9 protein-coding genes and 3 pseudogenes are annotated in these 17,350 nt (G+C 72.7%); 6 read left to right on the top strand and 6 right to left on the bottom strand.

What is annotated here, in order from left to right; all coding sequences use genetic code 11:
* Window positions 1-16: 16 nt before the first annotated feature.
* Window positions 17-1,108, top strand: coding sequence for a phosphotransferase family protein (locus tag J7462_RS28700; RefSeq protein ID WP_219468790.1), 1,092 nt, complete (start codon window positions 17-19; stop codon window positions 1,106-1,108).
* On the top strand, window positions 1,108-2,319 hold the full coding sequence (locus J7462_RS28695) for an acyl-CoA dehydrogenase family protein (RefSeq protein WP_219468788.1): 1,212 nt from the start codon (window positions 1,108-1,110) through the stop codon (window positions 2,317-2,319). The genes J7462_RS28700 and J7462_RS28695 overlap by 1 nt, the downstream gene beginning before the upstream one ends.
* A 165-nt stretch (window positions 2,320-2,484) precedes the next feature.
* Here the strand turns inward: J7462_RS28695 and J7462_RS28690 are convergent, their stop codons facing one another.
* The 5 genes from J7462_RS28690 to J7462_RS28670 all read right to left on the bottom strand — a co-directional run bounded on the left by J7462_RS28690 (window position 2,485) and on the right by J7462_RS28670 (window position 8,282).
* Window positions 2,485-3,531, bottom strand: a complete 1,047-nt coding sequence (locus J7462_RS28690; protein ID WP_208570746.1) for a LacI family DNA-binding transcriptional regulator — start codon at window positions 3,529-3,531, stop codon at window positions 2,485-2,487.
* 91 nt (window positions 3,532-3,622) lie between these two features.
* A complete protein-coding gene (locus J7462_RS28685; RefSeq protein WP_219468786.1) occupies window positions 3,623-5,056 on the bottom strand; it encodes a GH1 family beta-glucosidase in 1,434 nt (477 codons plus the stop codon).
* Entirely contained in the window at window positions 5,053-5,895 is an 843-nt protein-coding gene (locus J7462_RS28680) for a carbohydrate ABC transporter permease (protein WP_204924033.1), read from the bottom strand. The genes J7462_RS28685 and J7462_RS28680 overlap by 4 nt, the downstream gene beginning before the upstream one ends.
* Before the next feature lie 10 nt (window positions 5,896-5,905).
* Window positions 5,906-6,874 (bottom strand): carbohydrate ABC transporter permease, encoded by a 969-nt coding sequence (locus tag J7462_RS28675; protein WP_204924032.1) that lies wholly within the window; start codon window positions 6,872-6,874, stop codon window positions 5,906-5,908.
* 115 nt (window positions 6,875-6,989) lie between these two features.
* Window positions 6,990-8,282: an ABC transporter substrate-binding protein gene (locus J7462_RS28670; protein ID WP_219468783.1), complete on the bottom strand. Its 1,293-nt coding sequence runs from the start codon at window positions 8,280-8,282 to the stop codon at window positions 6,990-6,992.
* A 543-nt stretch (window positions 8,283-8,825) separates the two neighbouring features.
* Between J7462_RS28670 and J7462_RS28665 the strand changes: the two are divergent.
* Window positions 8,826-9,569: pseudogene (locus J7462_RS28665) on the top strand (pyrimidine reductase family protein); the annotation flags it as partial.
* 263 nt (window positions 9,570-9,832) lie between these two features.
* Here the strand turns inward: J7462_RS28665 and J7462_RS28660 are convergent.
* Window positions 9,833-11,374 (bottom strand): M4 family metallopeptidase, encoded by a 1,542-nt coding sequence (locus J7462_RS28660; RefSeq protein WP_219468778.1) that lies wholly within the window; start codon window positions 11,372-11,374, stop codon window positions 9,833-9,835.
* A gap of 442 nt (window positions 11,375-11,816) precedes the next feature.
* Between J7462_RS28660 and J7462_RS28655 the strand changes: the two genes are divergently transcribed.
* The 3 genes and pseudogenes from J7462_RS28655 (at window position 11,817) to J7462_RS28645 (ending at window position 17,211) form a co-directional block, all read left to right on the top strand.
* Entirely contained in the window at window positions 11,817-13,577 is a 1,761-nt protein-coding gene (locus J7462_RS28655; RefSeq protein WP_219468776.1) for an ATP-binding protein, read from the top strand.
* A 13-nt stretch (window positions 13,578-13,590) separates the two neighbouring features.
* Window positions 13,591-14,738, top strand: a pseudogene (locus tag J7462_RS28650) (exonuclease SbcCD subunit D).
* Window positions 14,738-17,211 (top strand): annotated as a pseudogene (locus J7462_RS28645) (AAA family ATPase). The pseudogenes J7462_RS28650 and J7462_RS28645 overlap by 1 nt, the downstream one beginning before the upstream one ends.
* Window positions 17,212-17,350 lie beyond the last annotated feature (139 nt).

Genomic DNA, 17,350 nt, shown 5'->3' with positions numbered 1-17,350 from the left:
GCCCTCAACTATTCGGATGACCGAGCCGGCCGTCGACGCGTCCCCCGGCAGCCGACCCGGGCCGCCGTACGCCGCACCACCGGGGCTGGACCTCGACCGGTTGCACGGCTGGCTGGTCGCGCACCGGCCGGAGCTGGTGGCCGACGGGCCGCTGCGGGCCACCCTGATCACCGGCGGCAAGTCCAACCTGACCTACCTGCTGCACTGCGGCGGACGCGAGGTGGTGCTGCGCCGCCCCCCGCTGGGGCACGTGCTGGCCACCGCGCACGACATGGCCCGCGAGCACCGCGTGATCGCCGCGCTCGCACCGACCACCGTGCCGGTGCCCGAGGCGCTGCTGCTCTGCGCCGACCCGGCGGTGATCGGCGCACCGTTCTATCTGATGCAGCGGGTGCCGGGCGAGGTGCTGCGCACCCGGGCGCAGACCGATCCGCTCACCGGCGGCCAGCGCCGCGACCTGGCCTGGGCGATGATGGACACCCTCGCCGCGCTGCACACCGTCGACCCGGCCGAGGTGGGGCTGGCCGACTTCGGTCGTCCCGAGGGCTACCTGGGCCGGCAGGTGCGGCGCTGGGCCGGCCAGCTCGACCGGTCCCGCAGCCGGGAGTTGCCCGGGGTGGACGAGTTACGCGACGCGCTGGCCGCCTCGGTGCCCGAGGGCGTCAACGCCGGTCGGATCGTGCACGGCGACTACCGGCTGGACAATCTGCTCACCGCGGTCGACCCGGTGTCGGTGCGGGCGGTGCTGGACTGGGAGATGGCCACCCTGGGTGACCCGCTGGCCGACCTGGGGCTGCTGCTGACGTACTGGGACGTGCTCGGCGACAGTGATCTCGCCGAGGGCAACCCGGTCGCCGACGGGCTCGGCCCGCGCGCGGGTTTCCCCACCGGCGGCGAGCTGATCGACCGGTACGCCGGGCGCAGCGACGTCGACGTGGGGCCGCTGCACTGGCACCTGGCCCTCGGCTGTTTCAAGCTCGCGGTGATCTGCGAGGGCATCCACTACCGGCACACCCTGGGGCAGACCCTCGGCGGTGGGTTCGACCGGATCGGCGAGATGGTGCCGCCGCTGGTCGAGCACGGTCTGCGCGCGGTCGGGGGGAACTGATGGACTTCGGGTACGACGAGCGCACCGTCGAGCTGCGGGAGCGGCTCGGCGCGTTCCTGGACGAGTGCGTCCTGCCGGCCGAGCCGGTGCACGCCGCACAGGTCGCGGCGGCGGGCGACCCGTGGGCCCGGCCCCCGGTGCTCGACGAGCTGAAGGCCGAGGCCCGCCGTCGCGGCCTGTGGAACCTCTTCCTGCCCGATCCGCGCTACGGCGCCGGGCTGACCAACCTGCAGTACGCCCCGCTCGCCGAGCTGACCGGGCGCAGCCCGCACCTGGCCCCCGAGGCGGTCAACTGCGCCGCCCCGGACACCGGCAACATGGAGCTGCTGGCCGAGTTCGGCTCCGAGGCGCACCGCGACAGGTGGCTCGCCCCGCTGCTGGCCGGCGAGATCCGTTCGGCGTTCTGCATGACCGAGCCGGAGGTGGCCTCGTCCGACGCCACCAACATCGCCACCCGGATCGTCCGGGACGGCGACCACTACGTGGTCAACGGGCGCAAGTGGTGGTCGTCCGGGGCGATGGACCCCCGGTGTGGGTTGTTCATCGTGATGGGCAAGACCGACCCCACCGCCGACCGGCACCGTCAGCAGAGCATGGTGCTGGTGCCCCGGGACACCCCGGGGGTGCACGTCCGCCGGGGCATGACCGTCTTCGGTTACTCCGACGCCCCGCACGGCGGGCACGCGGAGATCGACTTCGTCGACGTCCGGGTGCCGGCGGAGAACCTGGTCGGTGGCGAGGGGGCCGGGTTCGCCATCGCCCAGGCCCGGCTCGGTCCGGGCCGCATCCACCACTGCATGCGGCTGGTCGGGATGGCCGAGCGGGCCCTGGAGCTGCTCTGCCGGCGGGCCAACGAGCGGATCGCGTTCGGCCGGCCGCTGGCCGAGCAGGGGGTGGTCCGGGAGTGGATCGCCGAGTCCCGGGTGCGGATCGAGCAGGCCCGGCTGCTGGTGCTCAAGACCGCCTGGCTGATGGACACCGTCGGCAACCGGGGCGCACACACCGAGATCCAGGCCATCAAGATCGCCACGCCGGCGATGGCCGAGTGGGTGATCGACAAGGCGATCCAGGGGTACGGCGGCGCCGGGGTCAGCCAGGACACCCCGCTCGCCGGGCTCTGGGCCCAGGCCCGCACCCTGCGGCTCGCCGACGGCCCCGACGAGGTGCACCGCTCGTCCCTGGCCAAGCGGGAGCTGCGCCGCTGGTCCTGAGCCTGAGCCTGAGCCTGCGCCGCCGGCCGTCGGCCCGGATCGGGAGCGGGCCACCAGCCGCACAGCGCGGCTGCCCGTGCCGCACGGCGGGTGCCGCCTGCGGCGAACCGGGCCATCGCCGGTCAGGCACGGCCCCGGGGTGGAGGCCGGAACTGTCGAAGCGCTTCAGGTGGAGGCACGCTGGATGAGTTCGGTGTCCAGCAGGATGTGCGGGGTGGGGATCTCGTCACCCCGGATGCGGGCCACCAGCAGCCGGGCCATCTGCCGGCCCATCTCCTCCACCGGCTGGAAGACCGTGGTCAGCGGCGGGTCGGCCTGCTGGGCGACCGGGGAGTCGTCGAAACCGATGATCGCGACGTCCTCGGGCACCCGGCGACCCGACTCACGCAGGGTCCGCAGCGCGCCGAACGCCATCAGGTCGGAGGCGACGAAGACCGCGTCCAACTCGGGGCAGGCGTCCAGCAGCCGGCGCATGCACGCCGCGCCGCTGCCCTCGCTGAAGTCCCCGTAGGCGATCATGCGCGGGTCGAGCCCGCCGATGGTGGACTCCACCGCCTCCCGGTAGCCCACCAGGCGGGCCAGGCCGGCGCCCATGTCCTGCGGGCCGGCGATGGTGGCGATCCGGCGTCGGCCCCGCCGGGCCAGGTGCTGCACCGCGTTGCGGGCCCCACCGACGTTGTCGACGTCGACGAACCAGGACGGCCGTGCCCCGGGGCGCAGCATCCGGGCCGGCCGACCGCCGAGCACGGTGGGCAGGTCGCGCTCCTCCAGCAGGGTGGGCAGCGGGTCGGAGTCGTGCAGCGACAGCAGCAGCACCCCGTCGACGTGCTGGTTGGTCAGGTGGTTCTCGACCCGTTCCCGTTCGATCGGGGACTGCACCATGGCGAGCCAGAGTTGCAGCGGTGTCTCCAGCAGGCCGGAGCTGACGCCCCGGACGATGCCGGCGAAGAACGGTTCGGTGAAGACCCGCTCCCCCGACTCGGAGACCACCAGGGCCACCGAGTCGGTGCGCTGGGTGACCAGTGCCCGTGCCGCCCGGTTCGGGACGTACCCCAGCTCGGCGATGGCCTGTTGGACGGCGGCCCGGGCCTCCGGACTGACCTGGGGTGAACCGTTGACCACCCGGGAGACCGTGCCCCGCCCGACACCCGCGCGGGCGGCGACCGCGTCGAGGGTCGGGCGCCCGAGTGACCGGGTGCGTTGCGTTGTCATCGTCTCTCCTCCGACGTCGGACGGTCCCCGCCGTCCGCCCCCGGGGGCGGGCGGCGCGGCGGGGCCGTCCGGAATGCTGGCTGGCCTCTGCCTATTGTGCGGCCAGACCGTTGCGTCGGATCACCTCGGCGTACCACCTGGCGCTGGACTTGGGGATACGGGCCTGGGTGTCGTAGTCGATCCAGACCATCCCGAAGCGCTTGGTGTAACCCCAGGCCCACTCGAAATTATCCATCAGCGACCACGCGAAGTAGCCCCGCAGGGGCACTCCCGCGCCGATCGCCTCGTGGGATGCCCGCAGGTGTGCGTCGAAGTAGGCCAACCGGTCGACGTCGTCGACCCGACCGTCCTGCACGGTGTCGACGAACGCCGAGCCGTTCTCGGTGACGTAGAGCGGCAGGTCGGTGTACTCCTCGTGGACCCGCCGCAGCGTCTCCACGAGGCCCGGGGCGTCGATCTCCCAGTCCATGTCGGTGACCGGGACACCCCGGGTGACGAACCGGACGTCCTCGCTGCCCGGCCAGCAGGACGGTGCCCGCCAGTACTTCTCCGGCTCCTCACCGGCGACCGGGGCGGCCACCACGTGCCGGCTGTAGTAGTTGACGCCGACCAGGTCCAACGGGGTGGAGATGATCTCCAGATCGCCGTCCCGGACGTGTCCGAAGTCGGTCACCTCGGCCAGGTCGGCGGTCAGGTCCGCCGGGTACGACCCGCGCAGCAGCGGGTCGAGGAAGAACCGGTTGGCCAACCCGTCGATCCGGCGGGCGGCGTCGACGTCGGCGGGCGCGTCGCTGGCCGGGGTCACCGGGTAGAGGTTGACCGTGACGCCGAGCTGGGCCTGCGGCAGCTTGGCCCGCAGGGCCTGCACGGCGAGCCCGTGACCGAGCATGAGGTGGTGCCCGGCCCGGACCGAGTCCGCCCCGTCGGAACGCCCGGGGGCGTGCGCCCCGGAGCCGTAGCCGAGGAACGCCGAGCACCACGGCTCGTTGAGGGTGGTCCAGTACGTCACCCGGTCACCGACGGCGTCCGCGACCAGGGACGCGTAGTCGGCGAACCGACCGGCGGTGTCCCGGGCCGGCCAGCCGCCCGCGTCCTCCAGCGGCTGGGGCAGGTCCCAGTGGTAGAGGGTGAGCCACGGCTCGATGCCGTTGGCCAGCAGCTCGTCGATCAGCCGCCGGTAGAAGTCCAGACCCTGCTGGTTGGCGCCGCCGGTGCCGCCGGGCTGCACCCGCGGCCAGGAGACCGAGAACCGGTACGACTTGAGGCCCAGCTCGGCCATCATCCGGACGTCGTCGGGCATCCGGTGGTAATGGTCGCAGGCCACGTCCCCGGTGTGCCCGGAAACCACCCGCCCTTCGGTGTGACTGAACGTGTCCCAGATCGACGGGGTCCGGCCGCCCTCGGCGGCGGCCCCCTCGATCTGGTACGCGGCGGTCGCCGCGCCCCACAGGAAGCCGGGCGGGAAGGTCAGTTCCGGCCCCTGGTCGAGTACGCCGACAGCGGGCGGGTGGGTCGGGTTGCTCACGACTTGACGGCGCCTTCCATGATGCCGCCGATGATCTGGCGGCCGAACACGATGAACACGATCACCAGGGGCACGGTGCCGATGGCGGTCGCGGCGAACACCTGCGAGTAGTCGGTGTAGTAGGCGTAGGACAGGAACGCCAGCGACACCTGCAGGGTCGGGTTCTCGGGGGTGAGCACGGCGTACGGCCAGAGGTAGGAGTTCCAGGTCTCCATGAAGGTGAGCAGGCCGAGCACGGCGGCGGCGGGGCGCAGCGCCGGCAGCACGATGTTCCAGAAGATCCGGAAGGTGCTGGCGCCGTCGACCCGGCCGGCCTCGATCAGCTCGTCGGAGATGGCCTGGATGGCGTACTGCCGCATCATGAACACGCCGAATGCGCTGACCAGGAAGGGCACGGTCACCGCGTAGAGGGTGTCGTACCAGCCGAGGTCCTGGATCATGCCCCAGAGCGGGATCAGGCCGAGCTGGGTCGGGATCATCATGGTCACGATGATCGTCAGCAGCAGGGCGTTGCGGCCCCGGAACCGCAGCTTGGCGAAGGCGAACCCGGCCAGCGACCCGGTGATCACCACCGAGACGGTGACCACGGCGGAGACGATCACCGAGTTGAGCAGGCCGGTGAGGAAGTTCGCCGCGTCGTTGTCGAGCACCCGGCCGAAGTTCGCGCCGAACTCGCCGGCCGGGGTGAACGGCGGCGGCACGTCGTTGATCTGGTCGAGGCTACGGGTGGCGATGACCACCATGTAGTAGAAGGGGTACACCGAGAAGAGCACCGCGACGACGAGCGCGATGTAGAGCAGCGGACTGGTGCGCCAGAGGCGCTGGGATGCCTTGTTCACGGCGCGGTCCTCACTTCACCGAACGGCGGACGAGCAGGAAGTTCACCAGCGAGACCAGGGCGATCATGACGAACATGGCCCAGGCCACCGCTGCGCCGTAGCCGGCGGAGCTGAGGTTCTCGATGCCGAGTTCGTACATGTACATCGCCAGGGTCTGGAACTCGCGCTGGTCGCCACCGATGATGTTGCCGTTGCCGAAGACCAGCGGCTCGGTGAAGAGCTGGAGCCCACCGATGGTGGACAGGGTGACCACGAAGACGAAGGTGGGGGTCAGCATCGGCAGGGTGATCCGCCAGAACTGCTTCCACTGGTTGGCGCCGTCGATCGCGGCGGCCTCGTAGAGGTCCTTCGGGATGGCCTGCATGCCGGCCAGCAGGATCAGCGTGTTGTAGCCGGTCCACCGCCAGTTGACCATGGAGGCGATGGCCGTCCAGGAGCTCCACTTCTGGGCGTCCCAGTCGACCGCGTCGACGCCGACCAGGCTGAGCACCCAGTTGATCAGACCGAAGTCGCGCTGGAAGAGCATCCCGAAGACGATCGCCACCGCGGCGACGGAGACCACGTTGGGCATGAAGATGGCCATCCGGAACAGCGTCCGGGCCCGCAGGAAGGTGCGGTTGAGCATGGTGGCCAGGAAGAGTGCCAGGAGCAACTGCGGGATCGTCGACAGGATGAAGATGCCGAACGTGTTGATCGTGGCGTTCCAGAAGTATTCGTCGGTGAACAGCCGGGTGTAGTTGTCGAACCCGATGAAGCTGTGGTCACCGATGAGGTCCCAGTCGTGCAGCGACATCCACGCGGTCCGCAGCATCGGGTAGAACCCGAAGATGCCGAAGATCACGAAGAACGGCGCGATGTAGAGGTAGGGCGAGAGCTTCAGGTCGAGGCGGTTCAGGGTGATCGCCCGGCTGCGCCGCCGGGGAGGTGTGGGGGGTGGTGCGCTGGGCGACGGCGGCGCCGTCGTGGCCGAGAGGCTCATGCGGGGTCCTTTCCCGGCTCCGGCGGGGCCGGTGAGGCGGGCGGTACGTGGAACGGGACGCCATTGGTGGCGCCCGGGACATGCCCGGACGCCACCGCCGGTGGTGGTGCAGTGATCAGAAGGCGCCCTGGGTCTTGGCGTCCTTGAGGAACTGCTCCCAGGCCTTGTCCTTGGGGGACTGCCCGTTCTCGTACGAGCGCAGGGCCGGCTCGAACGCGTTCTCCTTGATCGCCTGGTGCTTCGGGCCGAGGTGCAGCGGCTGGATCTTCTCGACGCTCTCACCGAAGATCTTGCCGGTCGGGGCACCGCTGAAGTACTCGTTGGTGTAGCTGGTGAAGTCCGGGTTCTTCAGCGCCTCGAGGTTGGTCGGCAGCGGGCCCTTGAGCTTGAACGCCTCGACCTGGCTCTTGGCGTTGGTCAGGTACTCGGCGAGCTTCGCCGCCTCCTTCGGGAACTTGCTCTGGGCCGGCACGGCCAGCCACGAGCCGCCCCAGTTGCCCGCGCCGCCGGGAACCGGCGCCACGTCCCACTTGCCCTTGTTCTCCGGGCCGGAGTTGTCGGCGACGATACCGAGCATCCACGACGGGCAGAAGGTGGCCGCGAAGGTGCCCTGCTTGAAGCCGGCCGACCACTCGGGCGACCAGGTGGCGCTCTTCGAGGAGATCTTCGCGTCGGCCATCGCGACCGAGGTCTCCCAGGCGGTCTTCACGGCCGCGCTCTTGTCGGCGACGACGTTGTCTTCCTTGTCGTAGAAGAGGTCACCGCCCTGCTGCACCATGACCGCGCTGGCCGCGGTGGTGACCGAGTCGATCAGGCCCTTGTTGGTGGCCGCGCGGTACTTCTTGCCGGTCTCGATGAAGGCGTTCCAGTCCGGCCAGAGCGCGGCCACCTGGTCCCGCTCGGTCGGCAGCTTGGCCGCGGCGAACAGGTCCTTGCGGTAGCAGACCGCGAGGCTGCCGACGTCGGTGGGCAGGCCGATCAGCCGCCCGTCCGCCGCCTTGCCCAGCTCCCACTTCCACGGCAGGTATTCCTTGCTGTGGTCGGCAATCAGCGGCGCCAGGTCGGCCCAGTTGGCCGGGTTGGTCTTGAACTCGTTGAGGATGCCCTCTTCGAGCGCGGTGACGTCCGCGGCGCCCTTGCCGGTGGCGAGCGCCCGGACCACCTTCGGCCGGTACTCGTTGAGCTGCGCGGTCTTGCGCAGCTCGACCTTGATGCCGGTGTCCTTCTCGTACTGCTTGATGATCTCGTCGTATCCGAACTCGCCGAAGGTGTCGACGACCAGCTTGCTGGGCTTGCCGCCGGATTCCTTGGCCTCATCGTCCTTGCCGCAGGCCGCGAGACCGCCGATGGCGGTGACCGCGGCCAGGGCGGCGACCGCGAAACGGTTACGCCGCGTGGTGACGCTCATCCTGACCCCTTTTCGATGGTGAGGCTGGGTTGGTGTGGTGGGGGTGCCGTTGCATGTCCCGGGCCGGTCCGACGTCTGCCGCCGGTCCGTCGGAGGTGGCCGCGGGTGATCCGCACCACGCCCTTGGGAACGCTCCCATGAGATTGCCGGGAGGTGTCGGGGGTGTCAATAGACCGTTGGGAGCGTTCCCAGATCGTTACCAGGTATCGCGTTTATGCCCCTCCACCACCGGGACGCAGGTCGCCGGACGTGGCGCAGCGGGCTGGTCGCCCCGACCCGCTCGGGCGACGACGGGGCCGGCCGGAAGAGCAGCCACCGGGGGCCCGCACCGGCCGCCCGATCGGTGTGCTGACCCGGCGCGGACACCTTCGGCGGCAAGAGCCGAGGGTGGCCGGCAGCCGCCCGCCCCACCGCATAGGCTGCCCGCATGATCTGCCGAGCGTGCCGGCAGCGCAGGCACGACGACTGCCCCGGCCGGACGTGGTGCGACTGCCAGCACCGTACCCCCGCGCCCACCCCCGTGGTCACCGGTCCGGCCGGCGAATGAGCGACGAGATCCCGATCCGGCGGATCTGGCCCGCGCCGGCCACCGGTCCGCTGGACGACGCCGCGCTGACCGCGCTCTACGCCCGCGCCGACACCCCCCGGCTCCGGGTCAACTTCGTCGCCAGCGCCGACGGCGCGGTCACCCTGGACGGTTACTCCGCCGGGCTGTCCGGCGCCCCGGACAAGCGGGTCTTCGGTCTGCTCCGGATGCTCTGCGACGGGCTGCTGGTGGCTGCCGGCACGCTGCGGCACGAGGGCTACCGGGCGATCCGGCTGAGTGCGCCACGGCGGGCCTGGCGACGCGCGCACGGCCTGGCCGAGTACCCCACGCTGGCGGTCGTCTCCGGGTCGCTGCGGCTCGACCCGGCGCAGGCCGCCTTCGCCGACGCCCCGGTGCGCCCGGTGGTGCTGACCACCGAGACGGCCGTCGCACCGCCCGGCCTCACCGACGCCGTCGACCTGGTGCGGGTCGGCCGGGACACCGTCGATCTCGCCGCCGGCCTGGCCACGCTGCGTCGACGCGGACTGGGGCAACTGCTCTGCGAGGGTGGTCCGCACCTGTTCGGCGCGCTCACCGCGGCCGACCTCGTCGACGAACTCTGCCTGACCGTCGCCCCGCTGTTGGCCGGGGCCGGCCCGGGGCGGATCACCGCCGGACCGCACAGCCCGCCCCGACCGCTGCCGCTGCGGCACACGCTGGCCGCCGGGGACGGCGTGCTCATGCTGCGCTACGCCCGCGACCCGGCGGACACGCCGTCCGCCGGGCCGCACCCGCCGGCTGAGGCCGGCACCCCGCGGCGGTCCGCCGGGCGCGCGCCGCCCGACACCACAGGCAGCCGGGGGTACGCCGCCGAGTCCGGCCCGGGTGCGACGGCCCGGCCGGTCGACCGGCGGGGCGGGACCCGCACGACACGGGGCGTGGCCACACCGCCCGGTGTGGCCACGCCCCGCGGATGAACGCGACGGTCCGGCGGCGACGGAGAGCCGCCGCCGCCGGACCGGGATCAGCTGACGCTCACGGCCGCCCAGGCGGCGGCGACCGTCTTGTACTCGGTGCTGGTCGCGCCGTACAGGTCGGTGGCGGCCGACAGGGTCGCGGTGCGGGCGCCCTTGTAGTTGGTGGTGGTGGTCATGTAGCGGGTCAGCGCCCGGTACCAGATCGCTCCGGCCTTGGTGTTGCCGATGCCGGTGATGGTGGTGCCGTTGCAGGTCGTGCTGGTGCCGTAGGAGGAGGTGCCGCTGCCCACGGCGAGCAGGTAGAAGAAGTGGTTCGCCACACCCGAGGAGTAGTGCACGTCCAGGCCGCCGACCGAGCTGCTCCAGCAGTCCGCCGACTTGCCGTCCTTGGAGGGCTTGTCCATGTAGCGCAGCGGGGTGCCGGTGCTGCGCAGCTTCTCCCCGATCAGGTAGTCGCCCGGGTCCTTGGCGCTGGCCGCGTAGAACTCGACCAGGGTGCCGAAGATGTCGCTGGTGGCCTCGTTGAGGCCACCGGACTCGCCGCTGTAGCGCAGCCCGGCGGTGTTGCTGGTGACCCCGTGGGTCATCTCGTGCCCGGCCACGTCGAGCGAGGTCAGCGGGTACCAGCCGGAACCGCCGTCGCCGTAGGTCATGCAGAAGCAGGCGTCCTGCCAGAACGCGTTGGCGTAGTTGCTGCTGTAGTGCACCCGGCTGTACGCGCCGACGCCGTCGTTGCGGATGCCGTTGCGGCCGTGCGCGCTCTTGTAGTAGTCCCAGGTCTTCTGCGCGCCGAAGGCGGCGTCGGCGGCGGCGGTCTGCCGGTTGGTCAGGGTGCCGTTGCCGAACACGTTGTTGGTGCTGGTGACCAGGGTGCCGGTGCCGCTGGTCCTGCCGTTAAGGTCGTAGGTGCGGTGGTTGCCCCGGGCCGGGTCGGCGAGCTGGTAGGTGCTGCCGGACAGGTTGCTGCCGACCGAGACCGTGCCCGAGTGGAAGGTGTTGCCGGTGCCCTCCCGCTGCACGCCCTCCCACGAGTCGCGGACCGCGCCGGTGGTGGCGTCGACCAGCACGTGCAGCTCGCTCGGGGTGCCGTCGGCGTGGGTGCCGCCGACCACCACCTCGTAGGCGAGGGTGGTCGCGGTGTCACCGGCGTCGAAGACGAGCTGCGCGCCGGCCACGGAGCGGCCGGTGGCGGTCGATGCGGCGTACGCGATCTTGCTGGCGGCGGCCTCGCTGAGCTTGGCCTTCGGGGCGCGTTGCGGGGCGTTGGCGAGGCGGTGGGTGGCGCCGCGCCAGGAGTCACCCTTGCCGAGGTGGACGACCAGGTCGCCGCCGAGGACGGGCAGACCGTCGGAGTAGCGGTTGAGCCGGACGTGCTCGGTGCCGTCGGCGTCGGTCACCACGTTGCGGGGGGTGAACGTCTGGCCGTCGGCGGCGAGGCCGGCACCGGAGTGGGCCTTGAGCTGGGCGACCGCGCGGGTGAACGGGTCGGCGGTACCGGTGGGTGCGGCGGTGGCCGCCGTGGGCACCGTGACGACGGTGGCCAGGAGAGCGGCCGTGGCGAGGCCGCTCATCAGGGGGGTTCGGCGCATCGGGGTTCTGCCTCCACAGGGACAGTCGGGGGGGTGCCGACTGACGATGGCCCGCCGGTGGTGGACCGTGGGCCGGTCACGTGTCCGCAGGTTACGGGCGTGACAACCGGCACCGAAGGAAGAAGATCCTCGATGTCGGCTGTGGCTATTCTCAGCCCAACCGGCCGGTTTCTGTCACGCCCTGGACCGAGATTTTTTCGGAGTATTTCCGTCACCCCGCGCCACCTGCCGAAACGCGGTCACCCGCACCCGACATCTCGACCGTCGGTGACCGCACACTCCCCCCGGGTCACCGAATCGGCGGTCGTACGCCTCCCCGGGGTCGCCGCCACGGCCGCCCGCCGGTGGCGTCCGCCGCGTCGCGTGGCAACCTGTCGCACTCCTCGGGCAGGATGCAGGTCGTGCGCCCTGACCGAGACGACCAGCTGACCGGAGCCCGCGGATGACCGACGACCGGATCGACGGCCGGATCGACAGCCCCGGCGAGCCCGTCGGCCGGGTGCTCGGCACCGCCGACGCCACCCCGTTGCAGTTCTGGACGGCCGTCTCCCCGGGCAGCTACCTCCAGCTCGACGACGTGGTGGTCACCCGGCGCGACCTGCCCGACCGGGAACCGGTCACCATCGCCGGGGTGGTCACCCAGGTCCGCGCCCGGCACGAGGGCGCCCAGTTCGAGTCGGACGTCTTCGCCATCGCCGACGGCACCCTCCCGGCCCAGGTGCAGGAGGCCGCCGAGATCACCACCACCCGGGTCGACCCGGAGCTGTACGTGCCGCCCGCGCCGGGCGCGACGGTCTACCGGGCCGAGGGCGACGCCCGCGCCCGCGCGCTGCACTTCGACCGGATGGAACGGCGCATCCCGATGGGGATGGGCCGCGACGGCGTCCCGGTCTACCTCAACGCCGACTTCCTCGACGGCAGCCGGGGCGCACACGTGTCGATCTCCGGCATCTCCGGGGTGGCCACCAAGACCAGCTTCGCCACCTTCCTGCTCTACTCGGTGTTCCGTTCCGGGGTGCTGGGCGGCGACGCGGTCAACGCCAAGGCGCTGATCTTCAACGTCAAGGGCGAGGACCTGCTCTTCCTCGACCACCCCAACGCCCGTCTCGACGATCCCACCCGGGCCGCGTACGCCAAGCTGGGGCTGGCCGCAGGGGCGTTCCCCGACGTGCGGGTGTACGCCCCGCCCCGGGTCGGCGACGCCTCCGGCACCCCCGACGTGAGCAGCCGGCTCACCGGCGTCGACGCCTTCTACTGGACGCTGAGCGAGTTCTGCGCCGAACGCCTCCTGCCGTACGTCTTCGCCGACGCCGACGACGAACGCCAGCAGTACACGATGGTGGTGCACTCGGTCACCGCCCACCTGGCCCGCTACGCCCAGCCCGCCGACGGTGGGGTCAGCGTCGACGGGGTGCGCCTCGGCTCCTACGCCGACCTCGTCGACCACGTCGTCGAGCAGCTCAACGACGACGAGACCCGGGGCGACTGGGCGGGCAGCGCGGTCGGCCTGGGCACCGTCAACGCGTTCGCCCGCCGGCTGATCGGCAGCAAGAAGGACCTGGGTCGACTGATCCGGGGCGACCTGGCCACCCGCCGCCCGCACGCGATCAACACCGCCGAGAGCGCCCAGGTCACCGTGGTCGACCTGCACAACCTCCCGGACCGCGCGCAGCGCTTCGTGGTCGGCGTGACGCTGCGCGGCGAGTTCGAACGCAAGGAGAAGTCCGGCACCGCCAAGCCGCTGCTCTTCGTCGTCCTCGACGAGCTCAACAAGTACGCCCCCCGCGAGGGCTCCTCCCCGATCAAGGAGGTGCTGCTCGACATCGCCGAGCGGGGCCGGTCGCTCGGGGTGATCCTGGTCGGCGCGCAGCAGACGGCCAGCGAGGTCGAGCGGCGGATCGTCACCAACTCGGCGATCCGGGTGGTCGGCCGGCTCGACCCGGCCGAGGCGTCCCGCCCGGAGTACGGCTTCCTCCCGCCGGCCCAGCGGCAACGCGCCCTGCTGGCCAAGCCGGGCACCATGTTCGTCAACCAGCCGGACATCCCGGTCCCGCTGTGCCTGGAGTTCCCCTTCCCGGCCTGGGCGACCCGGGTGTCCGAGGCGGGCCGGGCCCCGTCGGAGACGCTGCGTTCGATCACCGGCTCGATCGACCCGTTCGCCGTGGTCGGCTCGGGCGGCGCCGACGACGACATTCCGTTCTAGGGGGCTGGCCGCCATGAAGATCCTGCACACCTCCGACTGGCACGTCGGCAAGGTGCTCAAGGGGCAGTCCCGGGCCGAGGAGCACAAGCAGGTGCTGGCCGGGGTCATGGAGATCGCCCACGCCGAGCGCCCCGACCTCGTCATCGTCGCTGGTGACCTCTACGACACGGCCGCGCCGAGCCCGGAGGCGACCCGGCTGGTCACCCGGGCGTTGACCGCGCTGCGCCGGACCGGGGCCGACGTGGTGGCGATCGGCGGCAACCACGACAACGGCCACGCCCTCGACGCGTTGCGCCCCTGGGCGGAGGCGGCCGGCATCACCCTGCGCGGCGGGGTCCGCGACAACCCGGCCGAGCACGTCATCGACGGCGTCACCGCCGACGGTGAGCGGTGGCAGCTCGCCGCGCTGCCCTTCCTGTCCCAGCGGTACGCGGTCCGCGCGGTGGAGATGTACGAGCTGACCGCCGCCGAGGCCACCCAGACCTACGCCGACCACCTCGGCCGGGTGCTGGCGAAGCTGACCGAGGGTTTCACCGAGCCGGACCGGGTGCACCTGGTCACCGCCCACCTCACCGTGGTCGGGGCGAGCACCGGTGGCGGCGAGCGGGACGCGCACACCGTCCTCGGCTACGCGGTGCCGACGTCGGTCTTCCCGGGCACCGCGCACTACGTGGCCCTGGGGCACCTGCACCGGTCGCAGCGGGTGATCGGCCCGTGCCCGATCCGCTACAGCGGCAGCCCGCTCGCGGTCGACTTCGGCGAGCAGGAGAACGTCTGCTCGGTGACCCTGGTCGAGGTGGGCGCGCACTCCGCCGCCCGGATCCGGGAGGTGCCGGTGTCGGCGGCGGTGCCGCTGCGTACGGTGCGCGGCACCCTCGCCCAACTGGCCGAGGCCGACCCGCCCGAGGGCTGGCTGCGGGTGTTCGTCCGGGAGCAGCCCCGGGCCGGCCTGCGGGAGGAGGTGCAGGAGCTGTTTCCCCGCGCGTTGGAGATCCGGATCGACCCCGAGCTGCTGCCCACCCCGGGCAGCGGCACCCGGGTCGCCCAGCGGGCCGGCCGCTCCCCCGCGAGCTGTTCGCCGACTACCTGGGCAGCCGGGGGCACGACGACGACGGGGTCCGGGACCTCTTCGACGAGTTGCTGGAGGAGGTGGAGCGCTGATGCGACCGATGCGGCTGGACCTGGCCGGTTTCACCGTCTTCCGCGACGAGACCACCGTCGACTTCACCGACGCCGACTTCTTCGCCCTGGTCGGGCCGACCGGCTCGGGCAAGTCGACGGTGCTGGACGCGATCTGCTTCGTCCTCTACGGCTCGGTGCCCCGCTGGGGTGGCGCCCGAGGGCTGGCAAACGCGCTCGCCCCGTCGGCGGTGGAGGCCCGGGTCCGGTTGGTCTTCGAGTCGGCCGGCGACCGGTACGTGGCGACCCGGGTGGTCCGCCGCGACGGCCGGGGCACGGTCAAGACCGCCAACGCCGGGTTGCAGCTGATGCCGCCCGGGTTCGACATCACCAAGCTCGACACCGGGCTCAGCCCGGAGGACCTGGGCGAGGTGCTGGCCGGCACCCCGGCCGAGATGGAACAGGCCGTGCTGGACGCGGTCGGGCTGCCGTACGAGCAGTTCACCTCCTGCGTGGTGCTGCCGCAGGGGCAGTTCGCCGACTTCCTGCACGCCAAGCCGGCCACCCGGCAGCAGATCCTGGTCAACCTGCTCGGCCTCGGCGTCTACGAGAACGTGCAGAAACGGGCCACCGAACGCGCCGGGCAGGCCGAGGCGAAGCTGGAGGCGGTCGCCCGGGTGCTCGGCGGGTTGACCGACGTCGACGACGCGACGCTGGCCACCGCGTCCGCGCAGGTCGACCGGATCCGGGAGCTGTCGGTGGCGGTGGCGGCGGCCGTACCGGAGCGGGAGCGGGCGTGGGCGGCGGCGCGGGAGGCCACGGCGGCGCTGGCGGCGCTCGACGCCGATCTGGCCGGGCTGGCGGGGGTGCGCGCCCCCGCCGGGGTGGCCGAGGTGGCCCACGCGGTGAGCACCGCGCGGGCGGCGGTCGACGCGGCGGCCCGCACCGTGGCGTTGGCCGAGGAGCGGGAGGAGAAGCTGCGCGGCGAGTTGGCGGGCGCGGGCGACGAGAGCGCCCTGCGGCTGCTGCTGCGCGCGCACGCCGACGCGGAGCGGCTGGCCGGCGAGGCGGACACGGTCCGGGCGGCGCTGGACGCGGCGCGGGCCGCGCACGACACGGCGGTGGCGGCGCTCGACGCGGCCCGGGAGGCGGCGGCACGGGCCGAGGCCGAGCTGGAGGCGGCGTTCCGGGCGCACGAGGAGGCCAAGGCCACCGACCAGGCGGTCGCGCTCCGGGCGCACCTGGTCGACGGCGCGACCTGCCCGGTCTGCGTGCAGCCGGTGCCCCGGGTGCCGGCGTTGCCGGCCGGTTCGGCGGTGGCTGCGGCGACCGCCGCCGGCAAGGCGGCCCGGGCGGCCAGCAAGGCCGCGCAGGCGCTGGTCGACGAGCGGGACACCGCCGCCCGGGAGCGGGACCGGACACTGGTCCGGCTGCGGGCCCAGCACGACCAGCTGCACGGCCGGCTGACCGAGCTGGCCGGGCAGCTCGCCGGGGCGGCCACCCCGGCGGCGCTGCGCGACCAGCTCGCCGAGCACGCCCGGCTGCGGCAGGCACTCGACGAGGCGGCGGCGGCGGTACGGTCCGGCCGGGACGCCGCCCGGCGGGCCCGGGGGCGGCCGACACCGCCGAGGAGCGGCTGCGGGCCGCCTGGCGGGACTTCGACACCACCCGGGACGGGCTGGCCCGGTTCGGGCCGCCGGCCGCCGACCGGGACGACGTCGCCGCCGCCTGGACGGCCCTGGTCGGGTGGGCCGGCGCGCAGGCCGGGCGACGACGGGCCGAGCGGGACGCTCTGGTCGAGGCGGTGCACATGGCGCGGTCGGCCGCCGAGTCGGTCGAGGAACGCCTCGGCGGCCTGCTCGACGCCGCCGGGCTGCCCCCCGCCGACGACCCGGCGCAGGCGGTCACGGTGGCCGCCGAGCGGGCCGAGGCCGACCTGCGGCGGATCACCGAACGCCGCGCGCAGGCCCTCCAGCTGCGGGAACAGCGCGCCGAGCACGAACGGCAGGCGCGTACGGCGCGGGCGCTGGCCGGGCACCTGCGGGCCAACAACTTCGAGCGGTGGCTGTTGGCCGAGGCGTTGGACCTGCTGGTCGACGGGGCCTCCCGGATCCTGCGGGAGCTGTCCCAGGGGCAGTACGACCTGGTCCACGACAAGGGTGAGTTCTTCGTGGTCGACCACCACGACGCGGGGCTGCGCCGGGGGGTGCGGACGCTGTCCGGCGGGGAGACGTTCCAGGCGTCGCTGGCGCTGGCGCTGGCCCTGTCCGAGCAGCTCGCCGGGATGTCCACCACCGCCGCCAGCCTGGAGTCGATCGTGTTGGACGAGGGGTTCGGCACCCTCGACGCGGCCACCCTGGACATCGTCGCCGCCACCCTGGAGAGCCTGGCCGCCCGGGGTGACCGGATGGTCGGCGTGGTCACCCACGTGCCGGCGCTGGCCGAGCGCATCCCGGTGCGTTTCGAGGTCCGCAAGGACGCCCGCACGGCCCACGTCGAACGGACCGGCCGGTGAGCGCGAGGAGCGCAGCGCAGCGGAGCCCCGCAGTCGCGAACGAAAGGCGGGCCCGGTGAGCGCGAGGAGTGCAGCGCAGCGGAGCCCCGCAGTCGCGAACGGAAGGCGGGCCCGGTGAGCGCGAGGTCGGTTCGTGGGG

Origin of the sequence: Micromonospora sp. RL09-050-HVF-A (assembly GCF_019374995.1) — a bacterium.
Taxonomy (GTDB): domain Bacteria; phylum Actinomycetota; class Actinomycetes; order Mycobacteriales; family Micromonosporaceae; genus Micromonospora; species Micromonospora antibiotica.
This window is presented reverse-complemented; position numbering and strand designations above follow the sequence as displayed.